This is a genomic window from Ottowia sp. (genome assembly GCF_016703145.1).
Lineage (GTDB): Bacteria > Pseudomonadota > Gammaproteobacteria > Burkholderiales > Burkholderiaceae_C > Ottowia.
The window spans coordinates 1,172,263-1,190,374 of sequence record NZ_JADJCO010000003.1; the positions used below are offsets into that span (position 1 = coordinate 1,172,263).

Here is an 18,112-nt window from a genome sequence, read left to right on the forward strand (position 1 = left end):
CTCACTCGGCCTTGGGCTCGTCCTTGCGTTCCACCAGGGTCTTGCTGACCTTGACCGGCTGCCCCTTGAGCTTGGCCAGCGCCTGCAGCAGCGGGAAGTCCTTGTCGCTGCCGTATTCCGGCGGGCGACGCTGCGAGGCGGGCTTGCGCGACTCTTCCTCCAGGCGTTGGAGGGCGGCCTCGCGCTCCTTGCTCAGCGCCGGGTCCTTGACCTCGGGCTCGCTGCCGCCCAGGTGCTTGTCGAGGTCGGCCTCGCGCATGCGCAGCACCGCGAAGGGGCTGCCCTCGGCGGTGTCGTCGATCATGATGTCGGGCACGATGCCCTTGGCCTGGATGGTCTTGCCGCTGGGCGTGTAGTAGCGCGCGGTGGTGATCTTGAGCGCCGTGTCCGGGCCGAGCGGACGCACGGTCTGCACCGAGCCCTTGCCGAAGGTCTGGCTGCCCATCACCACGGCGCGCTTGTGGTCCTGCAGCGCGCCGGCGACGATCTCGCTGGCCGAGGCCGATCCCTCGTTGACCAGCACCACCATTGGCACCGTCTTGAGCGCTGCCGGCAGGCGCTTGAGCGGGTCGCTGCCGCGGCGGCGCAGGTAGTCCTCGGGCCGGGTCTTGTAGATCGACTTGCTTTCCTCGATCTGGCCGTTGGTGGACACGACGGTCACGTTCTCGGGCAGGAAGGCGGCCGACACGGCCACCGCCGCGTCCAGCAGGCCGCCCGGGTCGTTGCGCAGGTCGAGCACCAAGCCCTTCAGGTTGGGCTCGCGCTTGTAGATGTCTTCCACCTTGGCGACGAAGTCGTCCACCGTGCGCTCCTGGAATTGCGACAGGCGCAGCCAAGCGTAGCCGGGCTCGATGATTTTGCTCTTGACCGACTGGGTGCGGATTTCCTCGCGCGTGATGCTCACGGGGAAGGTGCGGTTGTCCTCGTCGCGCCGCAGGATGGTGAGCAGCACCTTGGTGCCGGGCTCGCCGCGCATGCGCTTGACGGCCTCGTTCAGCGACAGGCCCTTGACGGCCGTGTCGTCCACCCGGGTGATCAGGTCACCCGGCTTGAGGCCGGCGCGGTCGGCGGGCGAGCCCTCGATGGGCGAGACCACGCGGACCAGGCCATCTTCCTGCGTGATCTCGATGCCCACGCCGACGAAGCGGCCGGTCGTGCCCTCGCGGAATTCCTTGAAGGTCTTTTTGTCGAAGTACTGCGAGTGCGGGTCCAGGCTGGCCACCATGCCGGAGATGGCGTCGGTGATGAGCTTCTTCTCGTCCACCGGCTCCACGTAGTCCGACTTGATCATCCCGAACACGGCGGCCAGTTGCTGCAGCTCTTCCAGCGGCAGTGGCGCGAGCGTGCCCCGCGCCACCGTCTGCAGCGACACCGTGGTCAGCGCGCCGGCGAGCGCGCCCACGGCAATCCATCCGGCGATCTTGGTTTTCTGACTCATGGTGCGGGACATCCTGGAAATGGGCGGTCAATATACATGGCCTGCAGCTTTCGGGTGCGCCGGCGCGCCGAAGTTCCGCAGAAAGAGTGCGCCCTCAGCCCTTGCCTTGGCTGGCCACCGCCGCGGCGGCGCGGGCGGCGGCCTCGGCGTCGCCCAGGTAGTAGTGGCGGATCGGCTTGAGGCCAGCGTCCAACTCGTACACCAGCGGAATGCCGTTGGGGATGTTCAGGCCGACGATGTCGCCGTCGGAGACGCCGTCCAGGTATTTCATCAGCGCGCGGATCGAGTTGCCGTGCGCCGACACCACCAGGCGCTTGCCGGCCGAGATGGCGGGCGCCATGGATTCGGTCCAGAACGGCATCACGCGCGCCACCGTGTCCTTCAGGCATTCGGTGAGCGGGACGTCCTCGGGCCGGAGCCTGGCGTAGCGCGGATCGCCCCGCTCGCCGCGCGGGTCGCCGCGCTCCAGCGCGGGCGGCGGGGTGTCGTAGCTGCGGCGCCAGACCAGCACCTGCTCGTCGCCGAACTTGGCCGCCGTGTCGGCCTTGTTCAGGCCCTGCAGGGCGCCGTAGTGGCGCTCGTTCAGGCGCCAGTGCTTGAGGGTGGGCAGCCACATCCGGTCCATCTCGTCGAGGCAGTGCCACAGGGTGCGGATGGCGCGCTTGAGCACGCTGGTGTAGGCCAGGTCGAACTCGTAGCCCTCGGCCTTGAGCAGCCGGCCGGCGTTGCGGGCCTGTTCGACGCCGGTGGGCGTGAGATCCACGTCGGTCCAGCCGGTGAAGCGGTTTTCGAGGTTCCAGGTGGATTCGCCGTGGCGGATGAGGACGAGCTTGTGCATGGGGCGGAGAGTTGGAAAAAAAGGGGCCTGGCGGCGGCAATACCCGCCTTCGCGGTGGGCGCCAACCGGACATTCTAGAATTCCGCGCGGCGGCGGCCGGCCCATTCGGGTCCGATCAGGCCGCGCGACGCATCGCAAGCAAAGGATTTTCGACGTGGATTTCGTGATCGCGAACTGGACGCTCGTCCTGCTGGCCCTGGTGTCGGGCAGCATGTTGTTCTGGCCCATGCTGCGCGGTGGCGGCGGGGGCGGCCTCTCGCCGGAGGCGGCGGTGCAGCGCATCAACCGCGAGAAAGCGGTGGTGATCGACATCTGCGAGCCGGCAGAATACGCCGCCGGCCACATCGTCGGCGCGCGCAGTATCCCGCTGGGCGAGCTGCAGGCCAAGCTGCCGGGCGTGGTCAAGAACAAGGCCACGCCGCTGGTGCTGGTGTGCGCCTCGGGCATGCGCTCCGGGCGCGCGGTGGCCATCGCCCGCAAGCTGGGCTACGAGCAGGCGGATTCGCTGGCCGGCGGCCTCAAGAGCTGGCGCCAGGCCAATCTTCCCATCGAGAAATGACCCACCCCCGTGGCTCCACTCGCTGCGCGATGTTGCGCCTTTCCCCTCAAGGGGGTGCACCCACTGGCCGGGCAGAGCCCGGCCACGGGTGCACTGGCGTGGCCTGCTCCGCGGCCTTTCGATCCTTTGGGTTGGATGGGTGGCGGGTGGCGCGCGGCGCCGTGGCCAGCTGAGAAGGAATCCCTCTCCATGCCCGCCGTGACCATGTACACCACCGCCACCTGCCCCTACTGCATCCGCGCCAAGCAGGTGCTCAAGGCCAAGGGCGTGGCCGAGATCGAGGAGATCCGCGTCGACCTCGACCCGGCCGAGCGCCAGCACATGATGGAACTCACGGGCCGCCGCACGGTGCCGCAGATCTTCATCGGCCAAACGCACGTCGGCGGTTGCGACGACCTGGTCGCGCTGGATCAGCAGGGCGCCCTCGATCCCCTGCTGTCGGCCGCCTGAGATAATCCCGGCGATCGCGCTGCCGGCGCCCTGCGGGTAGCGCGCGCCTTTCCATTTTTTCTTTCCCCAACCGAGACATCACATGGCCGACCAGGATCCCGTGTTCAACATCCAGCGCGTCTACCTGAAGGAAGCGTCGCTGGAGCAGCCCAATTCGCCCGCCATCCTGCTGGAGCAGGAGCAGCCGTCGCTGGACATCAACCTGGGCGTGAACGCCGAGAACGTGGCCGAGGGCGTGTTCGAAGTCAGCATCACCGCCACCGTGCAGACCAAGATCCAGGACCGCACCGTGTTCCTGGTCGAGTGCAAGCAGGCCGGCATCTTCGAAATCCGCAACCTGCCCGAGGAGCAGATGGGCGGCGTCATCGGCGTCGCTTGCCCGCAGATCGTCTACCCCTACCTGCGCGGCAACGTGGCCGACCTGATCCAGCGCGCCGGCTTTCCGCCCGTGCACATGGCGGAGATCAACTTCCAGGCTATGTACGAGCAGCAGCAGGCGGCCCAGGCTGGGACCCCGGCCGTCACGCAGTAGTTTCAAGCCAAATAGGCCGAAAGCCCGTGCCAGTATTGCGCCATAAGCTATGAAAATCATAGTAATCGGTGCCGGTGCCTGGGGCACGGCGCTGGCCGTCAGCGCCGTGCGCAATCCGGCCGGCAACCAGGTGGTGCTGTGGGCGCGCGACGGCGCCCAGGCGCAGGCCATGGCCGCGCAGCGCGAGAACGCGCGCTACCTGCCGGGTATCCCGCTGCCGCGCGAGCTGGCGGTGCGCAGCGGCCAGGTGCAGGAGCTGCTGGAGGCCGTGCCGCAGGCCGACCTGCTGGTCATCGCCACGCCCGTGGCCGGCCTGCGCGCCACGCTGGCGCTGCTGCACGACGCGCCGGTGCCCGTCGGCTGGCTGTGCAAGGGCTTCGAGGCGGTGCCGGAGGGCGCGCCGGCCGGCGCCACCGGCCTGATGCCGCACGAAATCCAGCGCCAGGTGGCGCCGCGGCTGCTGGCCGGCGCACTCAGCGGCCCCAGCTTCGCGCAGGAAGTGGCGCGCGGCCAGCCCACCGCGCTGGTCGCGGCCAGCCGCCATCCGCGGGTGGTGCAAGCGCTGGTGGACGCCTTTCACGGCCCCACGCTGAGGGTGTACGGCAACGACGACCTGGTGGGCGTCGAGGTGGGCGGCGCGGTCAAGAACGTGCTGGCCATCGCCACCGGCTTGGCCGACGGCCTGAACCTGGGGCTGAACGCGCGCGCCGCGCTCATCACGCGCGGCCTGACCGAGATCTCGCGCCTGGGGCTGGCGCTGGGCGCGCGCGCCGAGACCTTCATGGGCCTGTCGGGCTTGGGCGACCTGGTGCTTACCGCCACGGGCGACCTCAGCCGCAACCGCCAGGTCGGCCTGCTGCTGGCGCAGGGCAAGAGCCTGCAGGACGCCGTGCAGTCGCTCGGCCACGTGGCCGAGGGCGTGTACAGCGCCCGCACCGTGGCGCGGCGCGCCCGCCACCTGGGGGTGGACATGCCCATCACCGACTGCGTGGTCGGCCTGCTGGATGGCCAGCTCAAGCCCGTCGAAGCCGTCGCCGCGCTCATGGGGCGCGACCCGAAGGGCGAGATTCTTTAGGTCTTTTTGGCCTCCAGCCCGCGCCGGTATTGCACAGGCTGCTCTACTTTTTGATGGATTCGCGCCTGGAGCCACGCTTCGAATTCCGGCTTTCGGCGGTGTCCTTGTTCCGGTCGCCGTTGACCAGGCCGCGCGACAGGAGAGTCGCCAGGGTGATGAACAAGCCCACGCCCACGACGATGTACAGCACCGTGAACAGCTTGCCGAAGTCGGTGCGCGGCGCCAGGTCGCCGTGGCCCACGGTGGCGATGGTGGTGGCGCTGAAGTAGAAGGCGTCCACCCAGCTCCACCCCTCGACGGTGTGAAAGAAGATCGTGCCCGAGGTCAGCGTCAGGGCCACCAACAGCAGCACGTTGCGGAAGTCCGGCAGCGCCCACGCGCCCCGAATGGCGCGCAGCAGCCTCAGCAGTGTCAGGATCAGTGAAGTCATCAAGAAGCCCCTGGTGCCACGACGGCAAGGCGCCCGCACGATACCACCGCCCCGCGCCGAAGGTTGACGCCGGCGTGCATCCCTCCCCACACTCGGGCGTGTCGCGCCCTGAGCGCGGCACGCTCAACCCGATCCCAGGAGACTTCCATGCGCTTCACCCGACCCCTGCTCTGGCCCGCCTGCACGGCCGCGGCCCTGCTGGCCGCCTGCTCCTCGGTGCCGTCCGGCGGCGGTCACCCGATGAGCTTTTTCATCACCAGCGCCAACCCCGGCCAAGGCGGCAACCTGGGCGGGCTGGCGGGGGCCGACGCCCAGTGCCAGCGGCTGGCCGGTGGCGTCGGCGCTGGCGGCAGGACTTGGCGCGCCTACCTGTCCACCACGGCGGCGGCCGGCCGGCCGGCCGTCAACGCGCGCGACCGCATCGGCCCCGGCCCGTGGGTCAACGCCAAGGGCGTGACGGTGGCCACCAGTGTGGCCGACCTGCACAGCGCGGGCGCCAGGCTGGGCAAGGACACCTCGCTGACGGAGAAGGGCGAGGCTGTCCCCGGCTACGGCGACGCGGTCAACCGGCACGACATCCTCACCGGCTCGCGCCCCGACGGCACCGTGGCCGTGCCCGAGCCTGGCAAGGACACCACCTGCGGCAACTGGACGCGCGGCGAAGGCGGCTCGGCCATCGTCGGCCACCACGACCTCAAGGGCCTCAACCCCGACCCGGTGGCCAACGCGTCGTGGAACGCCTCGCACGGCACGCGCGGCTGCAGCCTGCCGCAACTGGCGCAGAGCGGCAGCGCCGGGTTGATGTACTGCTTCGTGAAATAGCCCACCCCCAGGCTCCACACGCTCCGCGTTGTTGCGCCACCCCCTCGAGGGGCAGCGCCAGCGGCCCGGCCAAGCCGGGCCGCGGCGGTCGCTGGCATGGCCTGCTCCGCGGCCTTTTGATGGGGGCGTGCGGCGCGGGTTGTAGGCGCTGTCAGAACTCCAGGTTGTCGATCAGCCGCGTGCCGCCGAGGCGCGCGGCGCCCAGGGCCACCAGGTGGCCGGGGGCGTCGCCGGGCGCGGGCGGCCGCAGGTCGGCGCGGCGGCGCACGGCCAGGTAGTCGGGCTGCCAGCCCAGCGCGGCGAGCGCCTGCAGGGCGTGCTGCTCCAGCCCGGCGCACCGCGCGGGCAGGTCGGGGGCCGCCGAGGCGGCGTCGGCCAGGGCGCGCAGAGCCTGCGACAGTTGCAGCGCGCGGGCGCGGTCGCTGGCCGACAGGTAGCCGTTGCGCGAGGACAGGGCCAGCCCGTCGTCGGCGCGCACGATGTCGCCGGCCACGATCTCGACGGGCAGGGCGAACTGCTGCACCATGCGCCGGATGACCATGAGCTGCTGGTAGTCCTTGCGGCCGAACACCGCCGCGCCGTGCGGCTTGCCGGCGAACACGCAGGACAGCAGCTTCATCACCACCGTGGCCACGCCGGTGAAGAAGCCGGGGCGGAACTGGCCTTCCAGGAGTTCGGCCAGCGCCGGATCAGGCGCTACCTTGAAGGTTTGCGGCTCGGGGTAGAGGTCGGCCTCGCGCGGAGCGAACAGCACGTCGCAGCCGGCGGCCTGCAGCTGGGCGCAATCGGCCTCCCAGGTGCGCGGGTAGCTGTCGAAGTCCTCGTGCGGCAGGAACTGCAGCCGGTTGACGAAGATGCTGGCCACCGTGGCGTCACCCAGGGGCCGGGCCTGCGCGATCAGCGCCAGGTGCCCGGCGTGCAGGTTGCCCATGGTGGGCACGAAAGCCGGGCGCTGGGCGTGGCGCAGCGCGTGGCGCAGTTCGGCGATGGTGTGGACGATGTGCATGACGGCTCAGGCGTGGTCGGTGGGCGGAAGGGGCGGCGCTTGCCAAGCATGCAAGGCAAAGCCCCGGCGGCGAATTTTCCGCGAGTCTATGTGAGAGCGAGGCCTCGGCGCGGCACCAATCCCGCTATGCTGGCGCCCCATGACGAATTCGATCCCACAGCCCCACGACACCGATGTGACCCGCCTTGCCCGCGATGACGTGGCCAGGGCCCTGGCGGAGGACGTCGGCGCCGGTGACCTGACCGCCGGCCTCATCGACCCCGCGCGGCGCGCCCGCGCCCGCATCCTCGCGCGCGAGGCCGCCGTGATCTGCGGCGCGCCCTGGGCCGAGGCGGCCCTGCGCGCGCTGGACCCCGGCGTGCAGCTCGCCTGGCACGTGGCCGAGGGCCAGCGCTGCGCGCCCGATGAGGTGGTGCTCACCATCGAAGGCAACGCCCGCGCCCTGCTGAGCGCCGAGCGCACGGCGCTCAACTTCCTGCAGCTGCTGTCCGCCGTGGCGACCAAGACGCGCACCTACGTGGACGTGGTGGCGGGCACGCGCGCCCACATCGTGGACACGCGCAAGACCCTGCCGGGTCTGCGCCTGGCGCAGAAGTACGCGGTGCGCGTGGGCGGCGGCACCAACCACCGCATCGGCCTGCACGATGCGGTGCTGATCAAGGAAAACCACATCGCCGCCGCCGGGGGCGTCACCGCCGTGCTGCAGGCGGCGCAGCAGGTGGCGGCCCGGGCCGCCTTCATCGAGATCGAGGTGGAGACGCTGGAGCAACTGGCCGAGGCGCTGGACGCGGGCGCGAAGATGGTGCTGCTCGACAACATGCCTTTGCCCATGCTGCGTGAAGCCGTGCACATCAACCAAGGCCGCGCCATCCTCGAAATCTCGGGCGGCGTGACCCTTGACGGCCTGCGCGCCCTTGCGGAAACCGGCGTCGACCGCATCTCCATCGGCACCTTGACGAAAGACGTGAAGGCCACCGACTTCTCGATGCGCCTGCAGGAGCTGTCATGAAGACCACGGTCATCGACATCGAATACGAGCAGCCCGCCGAAGCGGGAGGCGCCCTCTGCTCCACCCGGCACGCCTGGGCACGCGTGCCGCCCGAGCCCTCTCTACCTGAGCGCGCCGAACTCAAGGCGCGCATCCGCCGCCTGCTGCAAGAAAAGAACGCCGTCATGGTGTCGCACTACTACGTGCACCCCGACCTGCAGGACCTGGCCGAGGAAACCGGTGGCATCGTCAGCGACTCGCTGGAGATGGCCCGCTTCGGCCGCGACCATGCCGCGCAGACCCTCGTCGTTTCCGGCGTGCGCTTCATGGGCGAGACGGCCAAGATCCTGAGCCCCGAGAAGACCGTGCTCATGCCCGACCTGGACGCCACCTGCTCACTCGACCTGGGCTGCCCCATCGGCGAATTCAGCGCCTTCTGCGACGCGCACCCCGACCGCACCGTGGTCGTCTACGCCAACACCAGCGCGGCGGTGAAGGCGCGGGCCGACTGGCTCGTCACGTCGAGCTGCGCGCTCGACATCGTGGGTGCGTTGAAGGCCGCAGGCCACAAGATCCTGTGGGCGCCCGACCGCCACCTGGGCGCCTACATCCAGCGGGAGACGGGCGCCGACATGGTGTTCTGGAACGGCGCCTGCATCGTGCACGACGAGTTCAAGGCCTTCGAGCTGGAGGCGTTGAAAAAAGAGCACCCCCGTGCCAAGGTGCTCGTGCACCCCGAAAGTCCCGCCGACGTGGTGGCCCTGGCCGACGCCGTGGGCTCCACCAGCGCCATCCTCAAGGCCGCGCGCGAGATGGACGCGACCGAATTCATCGTCGCCACCGACAACGGCATGATGCACAAGCTGCGCACGCTCAACCCCGGCAAGACCTTCTACGAGGCGCCTACCGCCGGCAACAGCGCCACCTGCAAGAGCTGCGCCCACTGCCCCTGGATGGCGATGAACGGCCTGGCCGACGTGGCGCGGGTGCTGGAGACCGGCGCCAACGCCATCCACGTGGATGCGGCCCTCATTCCGCGCGCGCGCCAGCCCATCGACCGCATGCTGGCGTTCACGGCGGCGCTCAGGAGCGGGCAGGCGCCGGGGGCGCTGGTGCCGCACTTCGGGGCGGTGTGATGCTTCTGGTTTGATAGCTACCAGCGCTTGACTGGTACGGGCTGTCGGCCGATTTGATGCAAAAAATCGAATCGCGGGCTCACCGTGCCTGGGTGGGCACCGCGTGGCGCAGCGCGGTCTGGCGGTTCTGCTCGTCCACGAACACCAGTTGCGGGCGGTGCGTGGCGACCTGGTCCTCTTGCACCTGGGCGAAGGCCGCGATGATGATGAGGTCGCCCACGGCGGCGCGGCGCGCGGCCGAGCCGTTGACCGAGATCATGCCGCTGCCGCGCTGGCCCCGGATGGCGTAGGTGACGAAGCGTTCGCCGTTGTTGATGTTCCAGATGTGCACCTGCTCGTTCTCGGCGATGTTGGCGGCGTCCAGCAGGTCTTCGTCGATGGCGCAGGAGCCTTCGTAGTGCAGCTCGCACTGGGTCACCGCGACGCGGTGGATCTTGGATTTGAGCAGGGTGCGGAACATGGAAATAGCCTCCGTCGAAAGGAAAAAACGTGCGCCTCAGGGTGCCGGCGGCACGAGGATGGTGGGGGCGGCGGGCGCGGCCAGCTCGGGGTAGTCGCGGCTGTAGTGCAGGCCGCGGCTTTCGCGGCGCATCTGCGCGCTCTTGACGATCAGGTCGGCCACCTGCACGAGGTTGCGCAGCTCCAGCAGGTCGCGCGTGACGTGGAAGTGCGCGTAGAACTCCTGGATCTCGGCCTGCAGCAGCGCGATGCGGTGCGCGGCCCGGTCCAGCCGCTTGTTGGTGCGCACGATGCCCACGTAGTCCCACATGAAGCGGCGCAGCTCGTCCCAGTTGTGCGAGATGACGACGGATTCGTCGGCGTCGGTCACGCGGCTGTCGTCCCAGGGGGGCAGGGCGGGCAGCGCCACGCCGGGCGCCGCGGCGATGGCCTGGGCGGCGGCGCGCGAACACCATGCATTCGAGCAGCGAGTTGCTGGCCAGCCGGTTGGCGCCGTGCAGGCCGGTGCAGGCCACCTCGCCCACGGCGTGCAGGCCCGGCAGGTCGGTGCGGCCGGCCAGGTCGGTCGGCACGCCGCCGCAGGTGAAGTGCGCCGTGGGCACCACGGGGATGGGCTCCCGGGTGATGTCGATGCCCAGCGACGCGCAGTGCGCCAGGATGTTGGGAAAGTGCTCGTGCAGGAACGCGGGGCTCTGGTGCGAGATGTCGAGGTGCACGCAGTCGAGGCCGTGGCGCTTCATCTCGTAGTCGATGGCGCGGGCTACCACGTCGCGCGGCGCCAGCTCGGCGCGCGGGTCGTGCTCGAGCATGAAGCGGGTGCCGTCGGGCAGCAAAAGCCGCCCGCCCTCGCCGCGCACCGCCTCGCTGATGAGGAAGGACTTGGCGTGTGGGTGGTACAGCCCCGTGGGGTGGAACTGGATGAACTCCATGTTGGCCACCCGGCAGCCCGCGCGCCAGGCGGCGGCGATGCCGTCGCCGGTGGCGGTGTCGGGGTTGGTGGTGTAGAGGTACACCTTGCCCGCGCCGCCCGTGGCCAGCACGGTGTGCGGCGCGCGGAAGGTGGTGACCTCGTCGCTCTCGCTGTTCAGCGCGTACAGGCCCACGCAGCGGTGGCCGGGCAGGCCCATCTTGCGCGGGGTGATCAGGTCCACCAGCGTGTGCTGCTCGAACAGCGTGATGCCCGGCGTGGCGCGCACCACCTCGATCAGGGTGCGCTGCACGGCGGCGCCGGTGGCGTCGGTCACGTGGGCGATGCGGCGGGCGCTGTGGCCGCCCTCGCGGGTCAGGTGGAGCTGGTCGCCCTCCAGCGTGAAGGGCACGCCCAGCCGGCGCAGCCAGGCGATGGATTCGGGCGCGTTCTCCACCACGAAGCGGGTGGTGGCCAGGTCGCACAGGCCGGCGCCGGCCACCAGCGTGTCGTCGATGTGGGCGGCGAAGCTGTCGTCGTCGGCCAGCACGGCGGCGATGCCGCCCTGGGCCCAGCCGCTCGACCCGTCCTGCAGCGCGCGCTTGGTGATCACGGCCACGCGGTGCGTGGGCGCCAGGTGCAGGGCGGTGGACAGGCCGGCCAGGCCGCTGCCCACGATGAGGACATCGAAGTCGTGTGAGGCCATGGCGCGCGGTGGATGGGGGCGTGGGTCGCGCCTGGCGTCAGGCGGGGGTGAAGGCCAGGCGCACGTAGATCGGCGCGTAAGCCTCGGCCTGGGTGATCTCGACCAGGGTTTCCTTGGCCAGCTCCAGCAGGGCGATCAGCGTGACCACCAGCACGGGCACGCCGCGCGCGGGGTCGAACAGGTCCTCGAACGGGGCGAAGCGGCGGCCCTGCAGCTTTTTCAGCACCAGGCCCATGTGCTCGCGCACGCTCAGTTCCTCGCGCGTGATGCGGTGGTGCTGCACCAGCCGGGCGCGGCGCAGGATGTCGGCCCAGGCGGCCTGGATGTCGGCCAGCGCCACGTCGGGAAAGCGCGGCTTGAGCGCCTGCTCGACATGGACCTGCGCCTTCAGGAAGTCACGCCCGAACTGCGGCGCCTCGGTCAGGCGCGAGGCGGCCAGCTTCATCTGCTCGTATTCGAGCAGGCGGCGCACCAGCTCGGCGCGCGGGTCCTCGGGCTCCTGGCCCTCGGCCGTCTTGCGGGACGGCAGCAGCATGCGCGACTTGATCTCGATCAGCATCGCCGCCATCAGCAGGTACTCGGCCGCCAGCTCCAGGTTGCGGCCGCGGATCTCGTCCACGTAGCTCAGGTACTGGCGCGTGACCGTCGCCATGGGGATGTCGAGGATGTTGAAATTCTGCTTGCGGATGAGGTAGAGCAGCAGGTCTAGCGGCCCCTCGAAGGCCTCCAGGAACACCTCCAGCGCGTCGGGCGGGATGTACAGGTCCCGCGGCAGCGCGAACAGCGGCTCGCCGTACAGGCGCGCCACGGCCACGTGGTCCATCACCTCGGGCAGCGCCGCCCCGGCGGGGCCGGCGGCCAACAGCACGTCAGGATCGGCGATCGCCATGGATGCTATCTATACAGGAGCTGATGGCGCAATATTGGCGCGGGTTGAAGGCCGATTTTGCTTGAAAAACCCAGGCCAGCGCCAGGCGGCGCGCGGTCAATCGCCGGTGGGCGCCGTCTGGTAGACGTAGGGTTTTTGCGGCACGCGGCCGGCGCCGAACTCGGCCTGCTGCTCGCGGTCGAGGTTCTTGTCCCACAGCAGCGCGCGGCCCTGGCGCTGCGCCTGGTCCAGGCCCGGCTGGGCCTGCTTGAGCTGCGCGATGAAGTCCGTGGTGTCGGACGTGTAATGCGGGCGGCGGAAAATGTTGGCGATGGGCATGGTTTTGGCGAATCTGTCGGCCTGGTCCGACGGCGCGCGACGCGCGCGCTGCGTTACAAAGCAGGTCCATCCATTCTACCGGGGCATCCCATCCATGAAGACCGTCTCACACCGCTGGCGCACGCTGGGCCTGTGTGCCGTGCTGGGCGCCGCCCTCGGCCTGGCCGCCTGCGACCCGCAGGCCATCAGCGAACTGGAGGAGGGCGTCTCCACCGAGGCCGACGTGGTGCAGCGCTTCGGCCAGCCCGAGCGCGTGTGGGACGAGCCCGGCGGCGCCCGCACCTTCGAGTACAACCGCCAGCCGGCTGGTGTGCGCAACTACATGATCACCATCGGCCCCGACGGCCGGATGAGCGCGCTGCGCCAGGTGCTCACGCCCGAGACCTTCCGCCGCGTGCAGCCCGGCATGGGCGTCGAGGACGTGCGCCGCCTGCTCGGCAAGCCCGCCCGGCAGGTGCCCTACGCGCTGAAGCGCGAGGTGGTGTGGACCTGGCGCTTCCTGGAGCCGCCGAGCGAGCAGAAAGCCTTCAACGTCGTCTTCAGCCCCGACTACCGCGTGATCCGCACCGAGATCGGCCCCGATCCGGACAGCCTCGACATGCGCGGCGGCTGAGGCCGTCCGGGGATGCGCGCGCCGGTGGATTCCTGCAGAATCCGCCCCCATGAGCACCCCAACCTCCCCCGCCCCCGCCTCGGCCACGCCCTACGGCAGCCTGCCCACCGCCAGCCAGCCGGCCGCGCGCAAGCCCGTGAGCCTGCCGCGCCTGGCCGACATGCATGCCCATGGCGAGAAGATCGCCATGCTGACCGCCTACGACGCCACCTTCGCCGCCATGGCCGACGCCGGCGGCGTGGACTGCCTGCTGGTGGGCGACTCACTGGGCATGGTCTGCCAGGGCCTGCACAGCACCGTGGGCGTGACGCTGGAGCACATGCGCTACCACACCGAGGCCGTGGCGCGGGGCCTGCGCCGCGTGCAGGGCACCGCCTGGCTGGTGGCCGATCTGCCCTTCGGCAGCTACCAGCAGTCGCGCGAGCAGGCGGTGGCCAGCGCCACCGTGCTGATGCAGGCCGGCGCGCACATGGTCAAGCTCGAAGGCGGCGGCTGGACGGCCGAGACCGTGCGCTTCCTGGTCGAGCGCGGCATTCCCGTCTGCGCCCACCTCGGGCTCACGCCGCAGACCGTGCACGCGCTGGGCGGCTACCGCGTGCAGGGGCGCGGCGACGAGGCGGCCGCCACGCTGCGCGCGCAGGCGCTGGAGCTGCAGGACGCGGGCGCCGCCATGATGGTGCTGGAGATGGTGCCGGCTCGGCTGTCGGCCGAGCTGACGCAGGCGCTGCCCCGCTGCGCCACCATCGGCATCGGCGCCGGGCGGGGCACCGCCGGCCAGGTGCTGGTGATGCACGACATGCTGGGCATCAACCTGGGCCGCAACGCCAAGTTCGTGCGCAATTTCATGGCCGGCAGCGCCGACGTGCTGGGCGCCATGCGCGCCTACGTGCAGGCGGTCAAGGATGGCAGCTTCCCGGTGGACGCCGAGCACGCCTGGTAGCGCGGCCCGGGCGGCCTCAGGCCGGCCGCGGCGGGGGCGCGCCGGCCTCGGGCAGCGCCGCGATCGCCGCCGCGATGGCGCTGGTCACGTCGGGCTGCAGGTCAGCCTGCACCTGGGCCAGCAGGCCGGTGCGCCGCGCCATTTCCAGCGGCTGGGCCATGAAGCCCGCGGCGATCAGGCGCACCCCGCGTTCGCGGCAGGCGTCCACCAGGTTGCGCAGCGAGTCGGCGCCGGTGGTGTCCATGTAGATGACGTTCTTGAAGTCCAGCACCAGCACGCGCCGCGGCAACTGATCCTCCAGCGCCTCCGCCATTTTGGTGGCGCCAAAGAAGATGGCGCCGTACAGCCGCCACACCTGCACCGCCTCCTCGAGTCCCGCCAGCGGCGGGTGGCTCGCGGCCGTCAGGCGCTCGGCGTGCGACAGGCTGGAGATGCGCCAGATGAAGTTCACGCAGGCGGCGAAGATGCCGAACTGCACCGCCACCGTCAGGTCGAACACCACCGTCAGGAAGAACACCGACAGCAGCGTGATGCGGTAGGGCACGGTGAGCTGGCGCAGGTGCGCGAACTCGCGCCACTCGCCCATGTTCCAGGCCACGAACATCAGGATCGCCGCCAGCGTGGCCAGCGGGATGGACGCCGCCAGCGGCGCCGCCGCCAGGATCACCAGCAGCAGCACCCCCGCGTGCACGATGCCCGCGACGGGGCTGGTGGCGCCGCTCTTGACGTTGACGACGGTGCGCGCGATGGTGCCAGTGGCGGGCATGCCGCCGAAGAAGGGCACCACGAAGTTGGCCGCGCCCTGCGCCATCAGCTCCTGGTTGGGGTCGTGGCGGTCGCCGATCATGCCGTCGGCCACGCGCGCGCACAGCAGCGACTCGATGGCGCCCAGCAGCGCCAGGGTCACCGCCGGCATCAGCATGAAGCGGGCCGACTCCCAGCTGAAGTCGGGCAGCGCGAAGGCCGGCAGCGCGGCCGGAATGCCGCCGAAGCGGCTGCCGATGGTCTCCACTGGCAGCTTCAGCAGCGCCACCGCCGCCGTGGCCAGCACCAGCGCCACGATGGAGCCCGGCACCCGCGCCAGCCAGGCCAGGCCCGGCACGCGCGCCCCCAGCGCCGACAGGGCGTGCTGCCAGGCCACGATCAGCGCCAGCGAGGCCAGGGCGAGCCCGAAGGTCCAGGGGTTGAAGGTGTCCAGGTGCGCCCACAGCGCGCCCAGGATGCCGAAGAAATCGCCCGGCATTTTGGCAATGGACAAGCCCAGGAAGTCCTTCACCTGCGACAGCCCGATCAGCACCGCGATGCCGTTGGTGAAGCCGATCACCACCGCCATCGGGATGAAGCGCACCAGCGTGCCCAGGCGCAGCAGCCCCATCACGAACAGCAGCACGCCCGACAGCGCGGTGGCGATGATCAGGTTGGCCACGCCGTACTGCTGCACGATGCCATAGACGATGACGATGAAGGCGCCCGCCGGCCCGCCGATCTGCACCCGGCTGCCGCCGAGCAGCGAGATCAGGAAGCCCGCGATGATGGCCGTGAACAAGCCCGCCTCGGGCTTGAGGCCGGAGGCGATGGCGAACGCCATGGCCAGCGGCAGCGCCACCACGGCCACCGTCAGGCCGGCGCTGAGGTCGCCGAGGAAGCGCGCGCGATCGTAGCCCGCCAGGGCGTCCAGCAGGCGGGGGCGGAAGGTGAAGGGATGGGCCAAGGTCGACTCCGGAGAAGTGAACTGAAAACGGCGTGCGGTTTCAGTTCTTCCCCGGAGGGCCGCAGTGGTGCAGCCGGGTGATGAAGCGCCTGCGGCGTGACAGCGGCAGGAGGTGCTTGTGGTCCATGTCTGCGCGGCAGTGTACGCCGCGCGCCGATCGGTGGGCGTTCAGCGCACGCGCATGCCCGGCTGCGCGCCGGGCCAGGGCTCCAGCACGAAGATGCCGGGGTTGGCCTTTTCGTCGGCGTGGCCGGCCGCCAGCACCATGCCTTCGCTGACGCCGAACTTCATCTTGCGCGGCGCCAGGTTGGCGACCACCACGGTGAGCTTGCCCGTCAACTGGTCGGGCTGGTAGGCGCTGGCGATGCCGGAAAAGACGTTGCGCGTGCACCCCTCGCCCACGTCCAGCGTCAGGCGCAGCAGCTTGGTCGAGCCTTCCACCGCCTCGCAGTTCACGATCCTGGCGATGCGCAGATCGATCTTGGCGAAGTCGTCGATGGTGATCGCGGGCGCCAGCGCCTCGCCGCCGGGCAGGTCCACGGATGCTTCTGATTTGATAGCTGACAGCGCAGTATTGGCGACGGCTGAAGGCTCGAAAAGCGCTTCGAGTTGGTTCATGTCCACGCGCTGCATCAGGTGCCTGTATTCGCCGATCTGCGAGCCCGCGCCCAGCGGACGGACGACGTCGTCGAAGGTCTCGGGCGGCACCATGAGGAAGTAGGCCACCTCGGCCGCCAGCCGGGGCAGGATGGGCTGCAGGTAGATGGTGAGGATGCGGAAGGACTCGATGCAGGCGGTGCAGACGTCGTGCAGGCGCTCGTCCTGGCCGGGCCGCTTGGCCAGCTCCCACGGCTTGTTGGCGTCCACGTAGGCGTTCACGCGGTCGGCCAGTTGCATGATCTCGCGCACCACCTTGCCGAACTCGCGCTGCTCGTAAAGCTCGGCGATGGCCGGCCGCGCGTCGCGCAGGGTGTGCAGCAGCGCCAGCCCGTCGTCGCCGACCACCGACAGGCGCCCGGCGAAGCGCTTGTTGATGAAGCCGGCGGCGCGGCTGGCGATGTTGATGTACTTGCCCACCAGGTCGCTGTTGACGCGCAGCATGAAATCCTCGGCGTTGAAGTCCAGGTCCTCGTTGCGCGCCGACAGCTTGGCCGCCAGGTAGTAGCGCAGCCACTCGGGGTTCATGCCCAGTTCCAGGTACTTCAGCGGGTCCAGCCCGGTGCCGCGGCTCTTGCTCATCTTCTCGCCGTTGTTGACGGTGAGAAAGCCATGCACGAACACGTTGTCCGGCACCTTGCGCCCACTGAACTTGAGCATGGCCGGCCAGAACAAGGTGTGGAAGGTGATGATGTCCTTGCCGATGAAGTGCACCTGCTCCAGATCGGGTTGGGCCATGTAGGCGTCGTAGCTCTGGCCGCGCTTCTCCAGCAGGTTCTTCAGGCTGGCCAGGTAGCCGATGGGCGCGTCCAGCCAGACGTAGAAGTACTTGCCCGGCGCGTCGGGGATCTCGATGCCGAAGTAGGGCGCGTCGCGCGAGATGTCCCAGTCGCCCATCTTGGGCTGGCCGTCCTCGCCGGGGGCGATCCATTCGCGCACCTTGTTGGCCACGTCGGGCTGCAGGCGGCCGTCCTGTGTCCAGCCTTTCAAAAACTCGACGCAGCGCGGGTCGGACAGCTTGAAGAAGAAGTGCTCGCTGGTCTTGAGCCGCGGCCGGGCGCCCGACAGCGCCGAATAGGGCTCGATCAGCTCGGTCGGCGCGTAGACGGCGCCGCACACCTCGCAGTTGTCGCCGTACTGGTCCTTGGCGTGGCAGTTGGGGCATTCGCCCTTGATGAAGCGGTCGGGCAGGAACATGCCCTTGTCGGGGTCGAAGAACTGCTCGATGGTGCGCGTCTCGATCAAGCCGGCCGCCTGCAAGTCCTGGTAGATCGCCTGCGCCAGCGCGGTGTTCTCGGGGCTGTCGGTGCTGTGCCAGTTGTCGTGGCTGATCAGGAAGCCATCCAGGTACGGCTTGCGGCCGGCGGCGATGTCGGCCACGAACTGCCGCGGCGTCTTGCCCGCCTTCTCGGCCGCGATCATGATCGGCGCGCCGTGCGCGTCGTCGGCGCCGACGAAGTTCACCGCGTGGCCCTGCATGCGCTGGAAGCGCACCCAGATGTCGGCCTGGATGTACTCCATGATGTGGCCGATGTGGAAGTTGCCGTTGGCGTAGGGCAGGGCGGTGGTGACGAAGAGCTGGCGGCGTGCGGTCATGGCGGCGTTCCCGGTGGCGCGGCAAAACCATGCATTCTAGTT

At 69.9% G+C, this 18,112-nt stretch carries 18 protein-coding genes and 1 pseudogene; 9 read left to right on the plus strand and 10 right to left on the minus strand.

The window, feature by feature from the left end:
- Position 1 precedes the first annotated feature (1 nt).
- Positions 2–1,438: a S41 family peptidase gene (locus IPG65_RS09335; protein WP_293188938.1), complete on the minus strand. Its 1,437-nt coding sequence runs from the start codon at positions 1,436–1,438 to the stop codon at positions 2–4.
- A gap of 94 nt (positions 1,439–1,532) precedes the next feature.
- Entirely contained in the window at positions 1,533–2,276 is a 744-nt protein-coding gene (gene gpmA / locus IPG65_RS09340; protein WP_293188939.1) for a 2,3-diphosphoglycerate-dependent phosphoglycerate mutase, read from the minus strand.
- A gap of 154 nt (positions 2,277–2,430) precedes the next feature.
- Between gpmA and IPG65_RS09345 the strand changes: the two genes are divergently transcribed.
- From IPG65_RS09345 to IPG65_RS09360, 4 genes are all read left to right on the plus strand, one after another.
- Positions 2,431–2,835: a rhodanese-like domain-containing protein gene (locus tag IPG65_RS09345; protein WP_293188940.1), complete on the plus strand. Its 405-nt coding sequence runs from the start codon at positions 2,431–2,433 to the stop codon at positions 2,833–2,835.
- Positions 2,836–3,024: 189 nt separating this feature from the next.
- A complete protein-coding gene (gene grxC / locus IPG65_RS09350; protein ID WP_293188941.1) occupies positions 3,025–3,285 on the plus strand; it encodes a glutaredoxin 3 in 261 nt (86 codons plus the stop codon).
- A gap of 82 nt (positions 3,286–3,367) precedes the next feature.
- Positions 3,368–3,817: a protein-export chaperone SecB gene (secB, locus tag IPG65_RS09355; RefSeq protein ID WP_293188942.1), complete on the plus strand. Its 450-nt coding sequence runs from the start codon at positions 3,368–3,370 to the stop codon at positions 3,815–3,817.
- A 49-nt stretch (positions 3,818–3,866) separates the two neighbouring features.
- A complete protein-coding gene (locus tag IPG65_RS09360) occupies positions 3,867–4,892 on the plus strand; it encodes an NAD(P)H-dependent glycerol-3-phosphate dehydrogenase (protein ID WP_293188943.1) in 1,026 nt (341 codons plus the stop codon).
- Between the two features lie 43 nt (positions 4,893–4,935).
- Here the strand turns inward: IPG65_RS09360 and IPG65_RS09365 are convergent, their stop codons facing one another.
- Positions 4,936–5,322 carry a potassium channel family protein gene (locus IPG65_RS09365; RefSeq protein WP_293188944.1) on the minus strand — a complete coding sequence of 129 codons (387 nt, stop codon included), beginning with the start codon at positions 5,320–5,322 and terminating at the stop codon, positions 4,936–4,938.
- 147 nt (positions 5,323–5,469) lie between these two features.
- Between IPG65_RS09365 and IPG65_RS09370 the strand changes: the two genes are divergently transcribed.
- Positions 5,470–6,144, plus strand: coding sequence for a hypothetical protein (locus tag IPG65_RS09370; RefSeq protein ID WP_293188945.1), 675 nt, complete (start codon positions 5,470–5,472; stop codon positions 6,142–6,144).
- A gap of 151 nt (positions 6,145–6,295) precedes the next feature.
- Here IPG65_RS09370 and panC read toward each other — a convergent pair whose 3' ends face one another.
- A complete protein-coding gene (gene panC, locus IPG65_RS09375; protein ID WP_293188946.1) occupies positions 6,296–7,150 on the minus strand; it encodes a pantoate--beta-alanine ligase in 855 nt (284 codons plus the stop codon).
- 139 nt (positions 7,151–7,289) lie between these two features.
- On the opposite strand from panC, the gene nadC reads away from it, so the two are divergent.
- Both nadC and nadA read left to right on the plus strand, forming a co-directional pair.
- Positions 7,290–8,159 (plus strand): carboxylating nicotinate-nucleotide diphosphorylase, encoded by an 870-nt coding sequence (gene nadC, locus IPG65_RS09380; RefSeq protein WP_293188947.1) that lies wholly within the window; start codon positions 7,290–7,292, stop codon positions 8,157–8,159.
- The gene (nadA, locus tag IPG65_RS09385; RefSeq protein WP_293188948.1) at positions 8,156–9,274 is read left to right on the plus strand and encodes a quinolinate synthase NadA; all 1,119 of its coding nucleotides are present in this window, start codon (positions 8,156–8,158) and stop codon (positions 9,272–9,274) included. Before nadC ends, nadA begins: the two co-directional genes overlap by 4 nt.
- A gap of 79 nt (positions 9,275–9,353) precedes the next feature.
- Here the strand turns inward: nadA and panD are convergent, their stop codons facing one another.
- The 4 genes and pseudogenes from panD to IPG65_RS09405 all read right to left on the minus strand — a co-directional run bounded on the left by panD (position 9,354) and on the right by IPG65_RS09405 (position 12,553).
- Entirely contained in the window at positions 9,354–9,734 is a 381-nt protein-coding gene (gene panD / locus IPG65_RS09390; RefSeq protein ID WP_293188949.1) for an aspartate 1-decarboxylase, read from the minus strand.
- 36 nt (positions 9,735–9,770) lie between these two features.
- A pseudogene (nadB, locus tag IPG65_RS09395) lies at positions 9,771–11,346 on the minus strand (L-aspartate oxidase).
- 37 nt (positions 11,347–11,383) lie between these two features.
- Complete coding sequence (locus IPG65_RS09400) at positions 11,384–12,235, minus strand: ScpA family protein (RefSeq protein WP_293188950.1); 852 nt, start codon at positions 12,233–12,235, stop codon at positions 11,384–11,386.
- 96 nt (positions 12,236–12,331) lie between these two features.
- The gene (locus IPG65_RS09405) at positions 12,332–12,553 is read right to left on the minus strand and encodes a DUF3460 family protein (RefSeq protein WP_293188951.1); all 222 of its coding nucleotides are present in this window, start codon (positions 12,551–12,553) and stop codon (positions 12,332–12,334) included.
- 94 nt (positions 12,554–12,647) lie between these two features.
- On the opposite strand from IPG65_RS09405, the gene IPG65_RS09410 reads away from it, so the two are divergent.
- Together IPG65_RS09410 and panB are read left to right on the plus strand one after the other, a co-directional pair.
- Positions 12,648–13,166, plus strand: coding sequence for an outer membrane protein assembly factor BamE (locus IPG65_RS09410; protein ID WP_293188952.1), 519 nt, complete (start codon positions 12,648–12,650; stop codon positions 13,164–13,166).
- 49 nt (positions 13,167–13,215) lie between these two features.
- Positions 13,216–14,106: a 3-methyl-2-oxobutanoate hydroxymethyltransferase gene (gene panB / locus IPG65_RS09415; RefSeq protein WP_293188953.1), complete on the plus strand. Its 891-nt coding sequence runs from the start codon at positions 13,216–13,218 to the stop codon at positions 14,104–14,106.
- Between the two features lie 16 nt (positions 14,107–14,122).
- Here the strand turns inward: panB and IPG65_RS09420 are convergent, their stop codons facing one another.
- Positions 14,123–15,817, minus strand: coding sequence for a SulP family inorganic anion transporter (locus tag IPG65_RS09420; protein ID WP_293188954.1), 1,695 nt, complete (start codon positions 15,815–15,817; stop codon positions 14,123–14,125).
- 168 nt (positions 15,818–15,985) lie between these two features.
- A complete protein-coding gene (metG, locus tag IPG65_RS09425) occupies positions 15,986–18,070 on the minus strand; it encodes a methionine--tRNA ligase (RefSeq protein WP_293188955.1) in 2,085 nt (694 codons plus the stop codon).
- Positions 18,071–18,112: the final 42 nt, after the last annotated feature.

What these genes read in the sequence shown, in the direction of transcription:
- IPG65_RS09405 (WP_293188951.1), bottom strand. Translation starts at nt 12,553, where the DNA reads ATGCCCATCGCCAACATTTTCCGCCGCCCGCATTACACGTCCGACACC.
- grxC (WP_293188941.1), top strand. Translation starts at nt 3,025, where the DNA reads ATGCCCGCCGTGACCATGTACACCACCGCCACCTGCCCCTACTGCATC.
- metG (WP_293188955.1), bottom strand. Translation starts at nt 18,070, where the DNA reads ATGACCGCACGCCGCCAGCTCTTCGTCACCACCGCCCTGCCCTACGCC.
- IPG65_RS09365 (WP_293188944.1), bottom strand. Translation starts at nt 5,322, where the DNA reads ATGACTTCACTGATCCTGACACTGCTGAGGCTGCTGCGCGCCATTCGG.
- panD (WP_293188949.1), bottom strand. Translation starts at nt 9,734, where the DNA reads ATGTTCCGCACCCTGCTCAAATCCAAGATCCACCGCGTCGCGGTGACC.
- IPG65_RS09335 (WP_293188938.1), bottom strand. Translation starts at nt 1,438, where the DNA reads ATGAGTCAGAAAACCAAGATCGCCGGATGGATTGCCGTGGGCGCGCTC.
- panB (WP_293188953.1), top strand. Translation starts at nt 13,216, where the DNA reads ATGAGCACCCCAACCTCCCCCGCCCCCGCCTCGGCCACGCCCTACGGC.
- IPG65_RS09360 (WP_293188943.1), top strand. Translation starts at nt 3,867, where the DNA reads ATGAAAATCATAGTAATCGGTGCCGGTGCCTGGGGCACGGCGCTGGCC.
- gpmA (WP_293188939.1), bottom strand. Translation starts at nt 2,276, where the DNA reads ATGCACAAGCTCGTCCTCATCCGCCACGGCGAATCCACCTGGAACCTC.
- panC (WP_293188946.1), bottom strand. Translation starts at nt 7,150, where the DNA reads ATGCACATCGTCCACACCATCGCCGAACTGCGCCACGCGCTGCGCCAC.
- IPG65_RS09400 (WP_293188950.1), bottom strand. Translation starts at nt 12,235, where the DNA reads ATGGCGATCGCCGATCCTGACGTGCTGTTGGCCGCCGGCCCCGCCGGG.
- secB (WP_293188942.1), top strand. Translation starts at nt 3,368, where the DNA reads ATGGCCGACCAGGATCCCGTGTTCAACATCCAGCGCGTCTACCTGAAG.
- IPG65_RS09370 (WP_293188945.1), top strand. Translation starts at nt 5,470, where the DNA reads ATGCGCTTCACCCGACCCCTGCTCTGGCCCGCCTGCACGGCCGCGGCC.
- IPG65_RS09410 (WP_293188952.1), top strand. Translation starts at nt 12,648, where the DNA reads ATGAAGACCGTCTCACACCGCTGGCGCACGCTGGGCCTGTGTGCCGTG.
- nadC (WP_293188947.1), top strand. Translation starts at nt 7,290, where the DNA reads ATGACGAATTCGATCCCACAGCCCCACGACACCGATGTGACCCGCCTT.
- nadA (WP_293188948.1), top strand. Translation starts at nt 8,156, where the DNA reads ATGAAGACCACGGTCATCGACATCGAATACGAGCAGCCCGCCGAAGCG.